Origin of the sequence: Nodosilinea sp. FACHB-141, from assembly GCF_014696135.1 — a bacterium.
In the GTDB taxonomy this organism is placed as follows: domain Bacteria; phylum Cyanobacteriota; class Cyanobacteriia; order Phormidesmidales; family Phormidesmidaceae; genus Nodosilinea.
This window is the reverse complement of the sequence record NZ_JACJPP010000007.1, coordinates 596,670-611,580: the sequence shown is the minus strand read 5'-3', so window position 1 is coordinate 611,580 and position 14,911 is coordinate 596,670. Positions and strand designations below refer to the sequence as shown.

13 protein-coding genes, 1 tRNA gene and 1 riboswitch are annotated in these 14,911 nt (G+C 55.7%); of the genes, 6 read left to right on the top strand and 8 right to left on the bottom strand.

What is annotated here, in order from left to right:
* Positions 1 to 113: 113 nt before the first annotated feature.
* Positions 114 to 1,457, top strand: a complete 1,344-nt coding sequence (locus H6F59_RS06195; protein ID WP_190696489.1) for a serine hydrolase — start codon at positions 114 to 116, stop codon at positions 1,455 to 1,457.
* A gap of 90 nt (positions 1,458 to 1,547) precedes the next feature.
* Here the strand turns inward: H6F59_RS06195 and H6F59_RS06190 are convergent, their stop codons facing one another.
* The 3 genes from H6F59_RS06190 to H6F59_RS26130 all read right to left on the bottom strand — a co-directional run bounded on the left by H6F59_RS06190 (position 1,548) and on the right by H6F59_RS26130 (position 5,482).
* The gene (locus H6F59_RS06190; protein ID WP_190696485.1) at positions 1,548 to 2,408 is read right to left on the bottom strand and encodes a shikimate dehydrogenase; all 861 of its coding nucleotides are present in this window, start codon (positions 2,406 to 2,408) and stop codon (positions 1,548 to 1,550) included.
* A gap of 131 nt (positions 2,409 to 2,539) precedes the next feature.
* The gene (locus H6F59_RS06185; protein WP_190696481.1) at positions 2,540 to 4,111 is read right to left on the bottom strand and encodes a bifunctional pantoate--beta-alanine ligase/(d)CMP kinase; all 1,572 of its coding nucleotides are present in this window, start codon (positions 4,109 to 4,111) and stop codon (positions 2,540 to 2,542) included.
* Between the two features lie 255 nt (positions 4,112 to 4,366).
* Entirely contained in the window at positions 4,367 to 5,482 is a 1,116-nt protein-coding gene (locus tag H6F59_RS26130) for a septal ring lytic transglycosylase RlpA family protein (protein ID WP_190696479.1), read from the bottom strand.
* Positions 5,483 to 6,101: 619 nt separating this feature from the next.
* On the opposite strand from H6F59_RS26130, the gene purM reads away from it, so the two are divergent.
* Entirely contained in the window at positions 6,102 to 7,154 is a 1,053-nt protein-coding gene (gene purM, locus H6F59_RS06175; RefSeq protein WP_190696477.1) for a phosphoribosylformylglycinamidine cyclo-ligase, read from the top strand.
* A 155-nt stretch (positions 7,155 to 7,309) separates the two neighbouring features.
* On the top strand, positions 7,310 to 8,131 hold the full coding sequence (locus H6F59_RS06170) for a prohibitin family protein (RefSeq protein ID WP_348251273.1): 822 nt from the start codon (positions 7,310 to 7,312) through the stop codon (positions 8,129 to 8,131).
* Between the two features lie 78 nt (positions 8,132 to 8,209).
* On the opposite strand, the gene H6F59_RS06165 is transcribed toward H6F59_RS06170, so the two are convergent.
* The 4 genes from H6F59_RS06165 to H6F59_RS06150 form a co-directional block, all read right to left on the bottom strand.
* Positions 8,210 to 8,989 (bottom strand): RodZ domain-containing protein, encoded by a 780-nt coding sequence (locus H6F59_RS06165; RefSeq protein ID WP_190696471.1) that lies wholly within the window; start codon positions 8,987 to 8,989, stop codon positions 8,210 to 8,212.
* A 31-nt stretch (positions 8,990 to 9,020) separates the two neighbouring features.
* A complete protein-coding gene (locus H6F59_RS06160; RefSeq protein ID WP_190696469.1) occupies positions 9,021 to 9,788 on the bottom strand; it encodes a pseudouridine synthase in 768 nt (255 codons plus the stop codon).
* Positions 9,789 to 9,953: 165 nt separating this feature from the next.
* On the bottom strand, positions 9,954 to 11,312 hold the full coding sequence (locus H6F59_RS06155) for a PAS domain-containing sensor histidine kinase (protein ID WP_190696465.1): 1,359 nt from the start codon (positions 11,310 to 11,312) through the stop codon (positions 9,954 to 9,956).
* A gap of 176 nt (positions 11,313 to 11,488) precedes the next feature.
* The gene (locus H6F59_RS06150) at positions 11,489 to 11,659 is read right to left on the bottom strand and encodes a DUF4278 domain-containing protein (RefSeq protein ID WP_190696463.1); all 171 of its coding nucleotides are present in this window, start codon (positions 11,657 to 11,659) and stop codon (positions 11,489 to 11,491) included.
* A gap of 40 nt (positions 11,660 to 11,699) precedes the next feature.
* A riboswitch (Glutamine riboswitch) is annotated at positions 11,700 to 11,755 on the bottom strand.
* Between the two features lie 158 nt (positions 11,756 to 11,913).
* Between H6F59_RS06150 and H6F59_RS06145 the strand changes: the two genes are divergently transcribed.
* The 3 genes from H6F59_RS06145 (at position 11,914) to H6F59_RS06135 (ending at position 14,121) form a co-directional block, all read left to right on the top strand.
* On the top strand, positions 11,914 to 12,732 hold the full coding sequence (locus tag H6F59_RS06145; RefSeq protein WP_190696460.1) for a creatininase family protein: 819 nt from the start codon (positions 11,914 to 11,916) through the stop codon (positions 12,730 to 12,732).
* 149 nt (positions 12,733 to 12,881) lie between these two features.
* Positions 12,882 to 12,952: transfer RNA gene (locus H6F59_RS06140), tRNA-Cys, on the top strand.
* 713 nt (positions 12,953 to 13,665) lie between these two features.
* Positions 13,666 to 14,121: a DUF6220 domain-containing protein gene (locus H6F59_RS06135; RefSeq protein WP_242021285.1), complete on the top strand. Its 456-nt coding sequence runs from the start codon at positions 13,666 to 13,668 to the stop codon at positions 14,119 to 14,121.
* Positions 14,122 to 14,235: 114 nt separating this feature from the next.
* Here H6F59_RS06135 and H6F59_RS06130 read toward each other — a convergent pair whose 3' ends face one another.
* Positions 14,236 to 14,667 carry a pentapeptide repeat-containing protein gene (locus H6F59_RS06130; protein WP_190696457.1) on the bottom strand — a complete coding sequence of 144 codons (432 nt, stop codon included), beginning with the start codon at positions 14,665 to 14,667 and terminating at the stop codon, positions 14,236 to 14,238.
* Positions 14,668 to 14,911: the final 244 nt, after the last annotated feature.

The following is a 14,911-nucleotide window of genomic DNA, read 5'->3' as shown; positions in this document are numbered from 1 at the left end:
AGAAACCGAGTTTTTGTGCTTTAGCTGGCTTTTTTCGGCTCAAAAAGGGCTTAAGTTTCGTAATATCTGGTTGCCCCAGGCAATCTCGATACCGTAATGAGGAGCGGGAATCGATGCATTCTGTCTGGTTGCAGGTGTTAAAGCCCACAGTGGTAGTGGGTGTTTTGATGGCCAATGTGGCGCTGCCCAAGTTCCCGGTGGCGGCACCTGAGCAAAACTCTCAGGCTACGGTTGCCGTGCCTAAGGTTGATACCTTAGCGGAGCTGTATCGTCTGCGCGATCGCTTGGGGGTTGAACTCAGCCGTTACCCCACAATTATGGGAGCGGTGGATCCACCGCCTGCCGCTTTTTTAGACCAGCTGGGGGCGATCAACTACCGTCTACGGCAAGAAGAGACAGCCCGACAGCTTCAGCAGCAAGCCGAGCAGGCTGCCGCCGCCGCGATCGCCCTAGGAGATCCTGCCGCCCTGCCCGCCAAGGAGCTAGCCGTCGCCTACAGCCACTGGGACAAAGCCGTAGCGGCGCTGAACCAGATCGCACCCAACACTTTTGGTGAAGCCCAAGCAGCAGCCCAAAAACAGCAGTACGAGCAGCAGCGGGCGACCGCCGCTTACCACTACGACACAGCCCGCTCGGCTTCTCTAAAACCCATTGTCGAGCAGACAGGCCTAGCTTCGCGGGTACGTCTGACCGTGTGCTCGCTGCAGCGAGAGTGTCGGCGCTGGCAGGGCAATCGTCCGCCAGCTAGCTCTGCCAGCTTAATCAAAGTACCAGTGGCGATCGCACTCATGACCAAGCTTCACCAAGAGGGCACTGCCCCCAGCACGCCCATTTGGATTAGTCCCAGCAACTGGACCGAGGACGCCGGATCCCTTTGGGTTAGAACCGCATATCCCCTAGAGCAGATCATGGCCGACATGATTAGCGCCAGCGGCAATATCGCCACCAACCAGCTGATTGACTACATGGGATGGCATAGCATCAATCACAGTCTGCGTAGCCAGGGATACCAAACCACCCGCGTCACCAAAAAGCTGGTCGGGGAAACGACCTACCCTGCCAACGCCGGCAGCGCCCCCAACGTCATCACCACCGACGAGCTAACTGACATGATGGTGGCTATTTACAACCAGGAGTTTGCGGGAGCCCACTTGATAGAAGCAGCTTTGGCCAATCAGCGCGATCGCAATCTAGGCCACGCGGCCGTGCGTTCCCCCGTCGACTGGCTGGGCGAAAAGACTGGACGTAATTCTAAGGTGCTGGGCACCACTACAGCGGTTAGGGTGAGCGGCCAGCGCTATGTCATCACCGCTACCCTCGACCACAGCGGCAACGACACGGCCATGCAAAGGATTGTTGCCGGGGTCATTCAGCACTTGCTCACCCACAACGGCTTTGAGAATGAGTTAGCCAGGGCTGACGATATGGTTACCGATCGCAGAACCTTTTTGCCTTAAAGAAGCGATCGCCTCTGGCCTCGACATAACGCAGACAATTCAAATGCTCCAACCGCTCTGCGCGGCAGGCAAGCTGCCTCAAACATTTAGCTACCGCTCCAACCAATCAATTAAGGCTTGGCGCATCGTGTCTACAGGCACGGGGCAGTTCAACCAAATCTCCAGGGCGGCGGCCCCCTGCTGCACCAGCATTTCTAATCCATCTAAGGTGGACAACCCCCGCTGATCGGCCAGAGCAAGCAAGCGGGTAGGCCTGGGCGTATAGATCAAGTCATAGACTACGGCATGGGACGGAGCTAAAGCCAGAGCCTCTGCGGCCAAGGGCGTTTGCCCAGCGGTTGTGTGCATGCCGAGGGGAGTGGTGTTGACAATTAGATCGGCGGTGGGCAGCAAGGTGGGCAACTCCTCCCAAGCATGAACCGTGAGCGGAGGTTGCAGGGGCGAATTGACCCAGCCCTGCTGAAAGGCAACCAGAGCTTCGGCCCTGCGACCCACCACTTGCACCGCATCGAACCCTAGCTGCGCACAGCCCGCTACTACGGCCCTAGCTGCTCCACCGTTGCCCAAGACTAAGGCCGTGCATCCAGCCCAAGGTCTGAATGCTTTGAGCGGGGCCACAAACCCGGCTACGTCAGTGTTAGTGCCTGCCCAACCCTGCTCGGTGCGCCACACTGTATTCACTGCCCCTACCGCCTGAGCTTCGTCAGTAACCGTTGCCAACAGAGGCAGAATGGCCTGCTTGTGAGGAATGGTGATACTGAACCCCTGCACCCCAGTGGCGGCAAAGCCTGCGATCGCAGCTTCAAGCCCTTCTGCTAGCACCGGAAAGGCCACATAGACGTAGTCGGCCCCGAGTTCTGCCAGCGCGGCATTGTGCATTACCGGCGACAGGGAGTGGGTAACCGGATCGCCGATGACGCCAAGGATTTGAGTGGTTCCAGTGATGGGCATGGGAGTGAGGAGATAAGGACGGTGAGGGGATGAGGAGGTGGAACAATTTGGTTTTGTCTAGAAACGCTGAGGTTACTCCCCTAGCTTCCTCACCTCCCTTATCTTCCTCATCTCCCCGTCTCTCCATCTACTCATCGCTCCACCCTCGATTCAAATAGCTGGACTATTTTGTTCACCACATCTTCGATGGCGAGGCCATCGGTGTTGAGGGCGATCGCATCATCGGCCTGACGCAGGGGCGACACTCGGCGACTGCTGTCCTTGCGATCGCGATCGTCGATGGCTTGCTCCAGGTCGCTAAGGGACACTGCTGGCTGCTCCTGGGCGGCGAGGTCACGCTGGCGGCGGCGAGCCCGTTCACCCACCGACGCGGTGAGAAAAACTTTCAGCTCCGCCTGGGGAAACACTTGGGTGCCAATGTCTCGACCTTCCATGACCACACCGCCGGTAATGCCATACTGCTGCTGCTGGCGCAGGAGAACTTCGCGCACCGTGGGCTGGGCTGACACCGCCGAGACCGCAGCCGTGACGGCCGTGCTGCGAATAGCTTGGGTGACTTCCTGGCCGTTGAGCCAGATGCGGCTGGGGTAAGCAGCAAAGGCAGAGTCATTACCTGAGGCCTCTAGACGGATTTCACAGTCCTGCACGAGTTCTGCGATCGCGACCTCGTCCTGCACGTCAATGCCGCGCTCTAGGACCAGCCAGGTCACCGCCCGGTACATCGCGCCACTGTCGAGGTAAAGCAGGTTTAGCCGTTGGGCTACCTGGCGAGCCACCGTTGACTTACCGGCCCCGGCCGGCCCATCAATGGCCACAATCGGCTGGCGATCGCGCAGCAAAATATTGTCAATGAGCCTCGTAGCACCCAGGTGAGCCGCCACCGCCAGCATCCCCAGCGTCTCCACCCGCTCTAGAGGTTGCAGGGTTTCGGGATGCACCAGTTCTACATATTGAGGATGCAGGGATGGCTCCTGGGCCAGCTCAGCAGCCACAGCCGCTGTTAGGGCCGAACTCAGCCGCTCACCAGCCTGGAAGCACTGTTGGGCTGCCAATAGCCCTCGGTAGATAACTGCCGCCTGCTGACGCTCGACCTCGCTCAAGTAGCTGTTGCGAGAGCTCAAAGCCAAGCCGCTCGCCTCGCGCACCGTAGGGCAACCAACCAGCTGGCTAGGCAAGTTGAGGTCGTGGGCCAGGCGCTTGAGAATGGCCAACTGTTGAGCATCTTTATAGCCAAAGTAGGCGCGATCGGGAGCCACTAAACTCAACAACTTAGTTACCACCGTCGCCACCCCCTCAAAGTGTCCCGGCCGGTGGGAGCCGCACAGCACTGCCACCATCGCCTTTGAAGGCATCACCCGAGTCATAGCGTCGGAATGGGGCTGAGCAGCGCCGTAGAAGGCAGTGACAGTGGGCATAAACACCGCATCGACCCCAGCCTGTTCGCAGAGACGCAGGTCTTGCTCGGGAGTATGGGGGTAACGAGCTAAATCTTCTTGGGGACCAAATTGCAGCGGATTCACAAAAATGCTGACCACAACCACCGAGTTCTCCAACCGAGCCCGTTCAATCAGGCTTAGATGGCCTCGGTGCAGATTACCCATGGTCGGCACCAGCCCTACCGCAACGCCGTCCTCCGCGTTCTGCTGGCGGCGTGCTTGGCCAAGATAGCGTTTTACTCCTTCAACCGTCTTGAGTACTCGCACAATCCCCTACCTTCTACTGCGTGAGTGTGTGACAGCTGAACTTCTGGCCACCTCGCTCCAAAGGTAATACCGTACCAGATTTAAAGTCATGAGCATATCGCCAGTGCCCTGCCTTGCCATGACTTTACTTCAGCTCTTCTGTAGCGCCAAGGCTAGGGCACACCATCAAAAGCCCTCTCCACCAATTCAGCTGGAAAGGGCTAGCTTAAACCCCCAGAGAACCAACCTCCAGAGCAGCAAAGTTGGTCAGATTAACTACTCGGCCGACAATACCTCTAGCTGTACCCGGGCCACTCCACTGGCTCTCAGGCCAATATTATTAGCCGCTGCGGCTGAGAGGTCAATCACCCGACCGTGGCTGAAGGGGCCGCGATCGTTGATGCGCACCACCACAGACTGCCCCGTAGATACATTGGTGACCCGCACTCTAGTGCCGAAGGGCAAAGTGCGGTGGGCAGCCGTCAAGTCGTTTTGGTTAAACACTTCGCCGCTGGCGCTGCGTCGTCCGTGAAACCCAGGCCCATACCAGGAGGCCATGCCGGTGAGGGTAGAGGTTACTATGCCAACTCGGGTGTCGGGAGCCGAAGGTTCAGGTAGGCCCTCAACGCTAGCCAGGGGAGGGGCATCGCCCAGCAGCCGCCGCAGTCGATTGGCGATCTGGAGCGCGTCTTCACCAGGGTTGTCGGTGGTATCAGGCAAAATCGTCTTGCCATCAAGGGTGATTAAGGATTCTTCTCCCCAAGCCACCACAAATGACTCATCATCGCTGTCCCAACGGGCCACGATAGCGTCAGCATTGCCGTTAGCGGTTAGTTCCTGTAGCCGAGACACAACCGTCTCGGCTCGGTGCTGGGGCTCTTGGGCATCTGAGGCGACGGCGACGGTGCCAAGGCCGGCACTCAGAGTTTCTAGCTCGCCGCCCACCAAGGTGACAACCGGAATTGAGCGAATATAGACGGTAGCTGCCTGACGGGAGTCTAGGGCGTGGGAAAAGACAGTAGCTGTCTCGAGCGTATCGCTGGTGGAGCCAGAGGGCTGAAGCGATAGCGCTGAGTCAGGTTGAGCAGAAACGACTGGGCGGGCGTCGAGGGCGTGGGGGAAGACAGTAGCTGTCTCGAGAATGTCGTCGGTGGAATCAGAGGGTTGAAGTAATAACGCTGATTCAGGTTGGCTAGGCTCAAGAGTTGAAGGGTCAGAGTCCGCTGGCGAACCTGCTTCAGGGGGTTGAGGAAGAACGTCAGCATGATGCTTTGATTCTGGCTCCAGAGAGAGACTGTTATCGCCGCTATCCTGGGCTTGAGTGGGCAAGGGTGCTCCGAAGACGGACACAGCGACGGCAACCGTCAGTCCGCCCAATACGCGATGTTTCATTTACACCAAAAGAATTCAGCAGGAAGAGCAGGGGATAGATCCTGGTCACGGAAAATGACTCAGAACAGGCAGCACAGGAATTGCCTTAAATCCCACACTCGTTGCAAATTGGTCTTCGGCTTTTTTTGACGAAATGTAACCTAGCACGTTCGGATGACATTGCGAATCCGGGCATCTACCGGCAGGCGTAGCACTTCGTCACAAAATAAAAAAGTAGCTGACCTGCAGTAACTGGCTCAACCCGCCGTCATACCTGGGTTTTCTGGGCTTGAACCCATCTCGGTCAACTTTCAAATTATTTATCTATGGAGTCAATGAGTTATGTAAGATTAATCAGTCTATTCACCGTTTTGACAGAGTTCCATCAAGAAGACGTGAAGTTGTCAGAACCCTTAACGTGCTTTTGGTCACCGAATGCCTTTGATGACAATGCCCTATTGAGGTCAGAATTAACTCTCTAACGCCTTAGACAGCCGCTCCAAAAATAGAATTTTTTGGATCCAAAAATTAGAACATGAGGGCATTAATTGAGGCGATCGCCGCTGCTGATTTCCTTGCCCATTGACGAAGCTCACCCCCGTTTCTAAGGTAAGAGACTGGCCACACAGGAGATTAACCCATGGACTATCGGGATGCTGGTGTAGATGTAGAGGCAGGGCGTAGCTTTGTGCAGCGCATTCGCACCATGGTAGACAGCACCCGCCGTCCAGAGGTGTTAGGGGGCTTGGGAGGCTTCAGCGGCCTCTGCGAACTGCCCGCCGGCTACCGTGAGCCCGTGCTGGTGTCGGGCACCGATGGAGTGGGCACCAAGCTCAAAATTGCCCAGATCACCCAGCGCCACAGCACCGTCGGCATCGATCTGGTGGCCATGTGCGTCAACGATATTCTTACCAGTGGAGCGGAACCGCTATTTTTTCTCGACTATTTGGCCACAGGCAAGCTTGAGCCTGCGGCCCTAGCGGAGGTGGTAGAGGGTATCGTGACCGGCTGCCGGCTGGCCGGCTGTGCTCTGTTGGGGGGCGAAACTGCCGAGATGCCAGGCTTCTATGGCCCCGGTGAATACGACCTAGCGGGGTTCTGCGTCGGTGTAGTTGAGAAGTCTCAAATTTTAGATGGCAGCCAGGTGCAGGTGGGCGATCGCATCATTGGCTTAGCCAGCAGCGGTGTGCATAGCAACGGCTTTAGCCTAGTGCGCAAGGTAGTGGCCGAGGGCCAGCGAACAGACACCACTAACACTGGCTATAGCTGGAACGAAACTGTACCGGTTCTAGGCGATCACAGCTTAGGGGAAGTCTTTCTCACCCCCACGCGCATCTACGTAGAGCCCGTACTCAAAGCTCGCCGGGAAGGGCTCACTATCCACGGCATGGCCCACATCACTGGTGGTGGGCTGCCCGAAAACCTGCCCCGCTGCTTGGGGCCAGATCAGAGCATTCACATTCAAGAAGGCAGCTGGCCGGTGCCCCCAGTGTTTAGCTGGTTAGCCGAGGCAGGGCAGGTGCCCGCCGCCGATCTCTACAACACGTTTAATATGGGCCTGGGCTTTGCTTTAGTGGTTCCTCCCCAGGAGAGCGATCGCGCCCTCGCATGGTTGGCCGAGCACCAGGTCGAGGCCTATTTAGTGGGCGAGGTGACCACTGGATCAGGCAAAGTCACTGGCCTGCCCGAGTGAGCATGGACTGAGCACCACGGCGGCGTCCAGCAACAGCGCTGATCCGAAGCCTTGCTGAAGAACTACCCCGTTCTGGTTCAATAGCCGATACCGTAGAGGGGCAGCATATTTAGGAACATCCGTTGAAATCTTCGACTCTGAACTGGCCACCGGTGGTGCTGAGCTTTCTCGCGATTGTGGGTTTAGCCCTGGTGACCAGCAGTTTTGTAATTATTAACCCAGGCCAAGCCGGGGTGTTGAGTATTCTCGGCAAGTCTCAGGATGGGGTGTTGCTAGAAGGCATTCATTTGAAGCCACCGCTAGTGTCTACAGTCGATGTGTACGACGTGACAGTGCAAAAGTTTGAGGTGCCAGCCCAAAGCTCTACCAAAGACCTGCAGGATCTTTCCGGCCGCTTTGCCATCAACTTTCGCCTTGACCCCACGGAGGTGGTGAATATTCGCCGCACCCAGGGCACGCTCGAAAACATCGTGTCTAAAATTGTGGCACCTCAGACCCAGGAGTCATTTAAGATCGCTGCTGCCCGTCGCACTGTCGAGGAGGCTATTACCCAACGGGCTGAACTCAAGCAGGACTTTGATGATGCCTTAACCTTTCGTCTCGACAAGTACGGCATTTTGGTGCTGGACACCAGCGTAGTTGATTTGACATTCTCAACTGAGTTTGCCAAGGCCGTCGAAGACAAACAAATTGCCGAGCAGCGTGCCCGCCGGGCCGTCTATATCGCCCAAGAGGCAGAGCAGGAGGCCCAGGCCGAGATCAACCGCGCCAAAGGTCGCGCCGAAGCTCAGCGTCTGATCGCTGAAACCCTGAAGGCTAAGGGCGGTCAGCTCGTTTTGCAAAAGGAGGCGATCGAGGCTTGGAAAGGAGGAGGCGCTCAAGTCCCCCGAGTCTTGGTAATGGGTCAGGGCAGCAACGTACCGCTTCTCTTTGACCTACAGCAGGCCGCCAGTGACGAGGCGGATCAGCCAGGCTAGCCCAAGGCCTCAAAAGTTTGACCCTGTTTGTGCCATTACAACGGCACAAGCAGGGACAGCCTCTGTCAAAGCGAGTTTCTACCAGGCTAGGCTGATAGTTTCAATGGGGGAGTAGGTGATTTCTCGAACCATTCCAGGCTGGCCTAGGGCTTCGGCCTGCTTGTCGTTGTAGCTGACCATCACGGCACCAGCATTGCCTGCTCGCACCGTCAATGCCTGGTCTGCGGTCCACAGACGGGTGTCGCCGGGCTGCAAAATACCTTCGAACTCGGTTTTACCGTCAGAGGTGATGCGTAGCCAAGACTGGGCAGTGAGCGTCATTTTGACTTTAATCGGAGCTTTGGGATCCTCAGGCTCGGCAGCGGCGGGGGCAGGAGTATTATTCGGGCCTGGATTAGCTGGCCCCTCGACTCCTTCTAGGGGATTTAAAGGAGGCAGCACCGTGACCTCTGGGGCCGTCTGACGCAGCACGTAGGACAAGCCGCTAATGGCCGCCACTAGCAGGACAAAGTATGCTCCATAGAGATGCAAAGGGCGGAGTTGCGCTGCTGGAGTCTCTTTCCAAGAGGTCCGCTGAATGCGGGGTGGAGTAAAAAACTGACTGGCGAGGGTCTCGCCGTCGAGTTGGAGAGCATCACCATAGCGGCGCAGAAGGCCACGGATGTATACCGGTTCGGGCAGCCCGTCCAGATCGCCTTGTTCAATGGCGGTCAATAGGCTAGGACGAATCAAAGTTTTTTCAGCCATGACCTCTAGGCTTTGCCCCTGCTGCTGACGAGCCCATTGCAGCATCGCACCAAGCTCCGAGAGCTGTTCTCGGTAGAGAGCATTAGGGTCAACCAACTCTTTTGTCTTCATACAGGGAAAATCTAGCTCAAGACGGCGAACGCTAACTAATAACGGAGGTAGTTTTCTGAGGAGTTGATTGAACCGATGACTCAGCTAATAATGCCTCAATTTCGGCAGATGATAAAGCCCTGTAAGCCCCCACACCTAGATTGCCCAGCGCAACTGAACCTAATGCGGTTCGGTGTAAGTCTATCACCCGATGGCCTAGGGCCATGGCAACCCGGCGGATTTGCCGGTTGCGCCCTTCCTGAAGAATAACCTCAAGTTGGGTATGGTTGGGGTTAGTGGCGATCACTCGAACTTGGGCAGGGCGAGTAAGCTGGCGATCGAGCCAGATACCCTGTCGCCAAGCATCGAGGGCTGAGGGAGACAGCTGGCCCTCAAGGCGCACCCGATAGGTTTTAGAGACGTCGTGGCGGGGATGGGTGAGCCGAAAGGTGAAGTCACCATCGTTGGTAAGCAACAGCGCTCCGGTTGTGTAGGCATCCAGTCGCCCTACGGGGTGAATGCCGACGGTTTGTAGCTCAGGGGGTAGAGCATTGAGCACGGTAGGGCGATCCTGGGGATCGGCACAGGTAGACACCATGCCGAGGGGCTTGTGCAGGAGCAGATAGTGCTGAGTAGGCCGATGATGAGCCTGAAGGGGTTGTTGATTGACTTCTATGCGATCGCAGCTAGGGTCAGCCCGCTGGCCCAAGTAGGCCACGGCTCCGTTGACCTGCACCTGCCCGGCCTCAATCATCTGCTCGGCTTGCCGTCGGGAGGCAACCCCATACTGAGAGAGGATTTTTTGTAACCGTTCTGCCATGACGTGGTAACGCATAGATAGGGTAACCCCGGCAAGGTTTAGTCAACCTGCTTAACAATTATGACAGCAATCCAGGGCATCTGAGTATAAGTTCTTACTAAGATCCCTAAGTAGCGCTGCTTAACTCGGCCAGTGGGCTGGTGGTCAGGGGCGACAAAACGCCTCTCATAACAGGCTATCGGACTGGGTAGCCGGCAGCCGGAGCCGCAGCCAGCCGCCGCCTAGCTCGGGATGATTAGCGGCGGTAATTGTGCCATTGTGGGCCTCTATAATTTGGCTCACAATGGCTAGGCCCAGTCCTGTACCGCGGCCAATTTCTGGAGTGGTCCCGGTATTTATAGGAACTAGGTCAACCAACGGGTCAGTGCGGGTGCGCGAGGGATCGGCCCGGTAAAAGCGGTCGAAAATATAGGGCAAATCTTTAGCGCTGAAGCCTGGACCCATATCCATCACGTCGAGAATGAGCGTATCTGGCTCTGGGTTTTCGGCATCGTGACCTAACGCTGGGGCAGTTCCCGGTTCTAATAACCGAACATAGACGTTGGCGCGACTGGGACTGTGTTTAATGGCATTGTCGATCAGGTTGAGCAGCACCCGATGGAAAAGCGGCTCATCGAGATTGGTTAGACAGTGGGAAGGACCGTCGTAAGCTAGTTTAAGCGCTTTAACCTGCGCCAGAGGCTCCAGGCTAACCCAGGCCCGTTGAACCAGCTGGGGCAGATCGACAGGCTTGAGGCTCAGACCCTGAAACTGATCCCCCTGAAGACGGCTGAGATTCAGCAGGTCTTCAACTAAATTGCTGAGGCGAATGGTTTCGTTGACCAAACGGTCAAGCCAGCGGCGTTGGCTCTCATCGACGCGGGGCTGAAGGGTTTCGGCCACCAGGCGAATGGACGTGAGAGGAGTTTTGAGCTCGTGGGCCACATCAGAGGTCCAGCGATCGCGCTGCTGCACCAACAATGCGGCCTCTTGGCGGTTCTCCAAAAATACGCCGACTTCACCCCCATCTAGGGGAATAGCATAACCCCGCAGAGGAAAGGTAGGCTCTTCTTTAGGATGGAGTGGATCCGGAGAAATTTGATAGAGCATCCATTCGCGCTGACAACACGCTTGCTTCTCTCGGGTTTCTTCGATCAGCGCATCGAGTTCGTAGGAGCGGGCCACCTCTAGCAGCAGCCGGCGGCGTTGCACCGGCCCTGTTAAGGGCTGATTCATCTTGAGCAGGCGATTGGCCTGATCGTTGCACCAGATCAGCTGATTTTCTTCATCGACCTGTAGATAGCCGATGGGAGCCGTCTGTAGAATGCGCTCTAGGGTATCGCGGCTGGTGCCTAGCGATCGCAGTTGCCGCTGTTGCTGAGGCTGGGTTTTCACCAACTGCTCAACTTGTCCTAAAGCTGTGGGCCAATCGGTGGCTTGCAGAGTTGTGATCAAGCGTCGCTCACGGCGCCGCTGGTGCCGCTGCTGCCAAAATAGCAGTAGCGCTCCCGTAGCTAGCCCCAGCAGATATGCAAAAATAACCAAGCTTTTCCCTGGCCGCAGCGATCACGTCTTGTCCAAGCCTATCGCACAAAAAAGCACCCCCACAGAGGTGCCTCAGTAAAATGACGACTCAGGTAGTCTCCTGCCCTAAAAATAGTCAGCGGCGGCCCTAGTCTTGCAACCAGAACCACCGCTTAGCCTAACCGGGCAAACTTGGTCTATCGAACAGTGGCCCCACGATACTTAAGGCCCTGAGGATGAGCGGCATGGGCCTGAGGTGCTACATGGCGGGTAGCAACAGCGCCGCGATAGCGACCAATAACTTCTTCAGAGACATTAACTTGGGCATTAGCCGGTTCGTAATCAACGCCGCGATATTTCAAGGACATCTTTCGCCTCTCCTTAAGTGAATGAAGGTGTATAAACAGAGGCGCGTTCCTTCGAGCTGGAGCTCTACTTCCGTCTCTCACAGAGAGATGAACGATTTGTTTCTGTATTCATTGTTACCGTTTCACCTATAAATGTCAAGTCCTTTTTGCTTTCACAGCTCTGGGTTTCACAGTTAGAACTAAGGCACAAGCAGAGCCCCGCAGTCCGAATGCTAGCTATGTGAGCAGCTCTAAATTCTTTATCCCAAAAAACTATGCACGGCCCCATTCCTCCCCACCGCTACTTTGCTTATCTCACTTGGACTGACATTGCGGCTATGCCCGATCGCGCCGATGCGGTGATTGTGCAGCCGATGGGAGCGATCGAGCAGCATGGTCCGCATTTGCCCCTCGCCGTAGACAGCGCCATCTGCACGACCGTGCTCGGCAACGCCTTGGCTCAGCTAGATGACGCAGTACCGGTCTACAGCTTGCCTCCCCTGTACTACGGCAAATCTAATGAGCACTGGCATTTTCCAGGCACGATTACCCTCTCGGCTGAAACCCTGCTGAAGGTCATCTATGATGTCGCCGAAAGTATCTACCGAGCTGGATTTCGCAAGCTGGTACTGCTCAATGCCCACGGCGGCCAGCCCCAGGTGCTAGAAATTGCCGCGCGAGATCTGCATCAGGTCCACAATGATTTGATGGTGTTTCCTCTATTTGTGTGGGCAGTACCCAACTGCGCCGGCGATCTGCTGACGCCTAAAGAGATGGAGCTGGGCATTCACGCTGGGGATGCCGAAACCAGCTTAATGCTGTCGATCATGCCCGAGCAAGTGCGCATGGCTGAGGCCAAAGCCGAGTTTCCCCAAAATTTGCCGACAGATAGCTGGCTCACTATGGAGGGAGCATTGCCCTTTGCCTGGGTGACCCGCGATCTCAGCGCCAGCGGGGTTTTGGGAGACCCAACTATAGCCACTGGGGAAAAAGGGGAGCAGCTCCTTACCTCTCTGGCTAGTAGCTGGGCGACGGCACTGGAGGATATTTATCGATTTCGCCAGCCCCACACTGACTCGGCCTCCTTGCCCTAGGGCTCTAAGGCACAGGCCCGTCGCGATCGCCCCTTAAAGCTCAGCCGATTTAATCTGTTGGTCTCTGGGCCAAAATGATTTGCCAAAGGCTGCGTGGCGCGATCGCCGGATTGCGCCCTGAGTTTGCTATACTCGAAAACTGATAAGGCGGCGACATAGCCAAGTGGTAAGGCAGAGGTCTGCAAAACCTCCACCCCCGGTTCGAATCCGGGTGTCGCCTTAACGGTAAACCAAGAGCCAAATGGTCTGCAAATGCAGACCATTTTTGATTTTGCAGAGACAACGCCAGTCTAGGTTCCAAAACTATTGGGCAGACAGTTTTGCCTCTATTTTGGCTTGCGACGACACATCGAGCTTACAAAAGATGAGCTTTAGCGCTTACTTTACAGAGCTTTTGGCAATTTAGAGGGTGGCTCCAATCTCTTTATGGTGAGCCCTTGGATGACGAGGTCAGTACTTTCTGCTTCACAAGGGGTTATACCGCTGCATGCAAACCCCATTATTTCAGGATTAGCTCGCAGCGCCACCAGCTTAGGCAATAGGAGCAAACACAATAGCCCCGTCGGCCAGAGTGTGGAAGTATTTTGATCAATAGCCAGCAGCCCGTCTGAAAGGCTCAGCATTTACCGGCGGGCGGCGAGGTACTCGCTTGGGGCAGCCATAAGTGACTGCTTAAGGACAGACTCGGTTTGGGTTTGAGCATCGCACCAAAAAGCGACTGTAGCGAGACCTCCACGGCTCTGCTCACTCGCAATACCTCCAACCGTGAGGGCAAAGTGTACTCATTCGAGGTCTATGCCTGGCTGAGGGCAGAGGCTAAATTGCCATTGATGTCATCGAGCAAAGTTGTAAGTCGCCACGCTCAATACGCCTGCGAGCGAATTACAGGGAGGCTAGCACCAACCGTAAGCTCAACCAACCAATTGATTAGGCATGGAACCATCAACGATGAAACTTTCCGCTGAGCTATCAGATCAAACTGCTGAACATCAGCCTTCAACTCAACCCGTAATGCTGATCTATTACGCGGCTGCAGTCTTCTTTAATCTCTGTTTGACCGCTCAAGTTTTAACGGTAGGACTGGCTTACTTCTATAATCCTACCTGGTGGAATCTCCATGTTTGGCTGGTGCGAGGTTATGGCGGACTGTCCTTGCTGTTGCTAGGCGGAGCCTGGTACTTACCTGTACCGCAGCGCATTAATTCCCTTACCACAGGTTTGCCCGTTCTTATAGGACTGCAATTTCTAACTATTCATATTCAAATGCCGCTTTCAGTGTCAATTCCCCTCGCTGTTTTGCATCCCTTGATTGGATTTTCGCTATTCTCAGCTTCCACTACCTTGGTGCATCGAATGAGACATGTTGTGTGGCCTCAAACAGCAACCTAAACTTCTAATCCTATGGAGAAGAGCGTTACTTTAAAGTATTTTGGCCAGCAGAAATTTCTGCTGGCCAAAATCGATATCCGACTGCGTCTACCAACCGGACTTATTGACAGGATGCTAGTCGCCGCCAACGCTAATTGGGGTGCCTACAATGTCGGCTCCGGTCAAATTGGCATTGAGAAATGACGCTCCAGTCACCTCAGCAAAGTAGAGAGATGCTTCGGTTAAATTAGCTTGGTCAAAGATGGCGTTTTCGAGCAGGGCGTTGGTCAAAAAAGCTCGGGTGAGGTTAGCACCAGTCAAGTCGGCACCGCTTAAGTCAGCCCCTTCTAGGTTGGATTCTAAGAGAGTTGCGCCTTCCAAGTTGGCATCGCGCAGGTCAGCGCCAATTAGGTGAGCCTGGGTTAGATTGGCCCCCGACAGATCGCAGCTCTGGCAAAGGTTGGTTTCAAGTAGCTGCTGTACGTGGGCTGGGTTTTCGGCCTGAGCGGGTAGACCCATTGCTAACGAAATAGCGACTGCGGTCCCAGCGAGTAGAGTAAATTTCATGGAGGCATCCTCCGATATATGGTGGTCAGTGCCAGCGCTACATTGTTGGCCCTAGCTGATGGGAGTAGCTTGCTATTGCCCCTCAAATCTCGCGTGCAGTCTGCTTTAAGCAGAGAGGGGAATTGTGTTGCAGCTATACCCAAACTGTATCGGTGGCCTTGGCCCTTGCCATCGGCAGTAAGATAGGTCTTGCGCCTGTGCTACCCCTCGATCGTAGCCCTTTCTCTAAGCTGCTGGGGCAGGA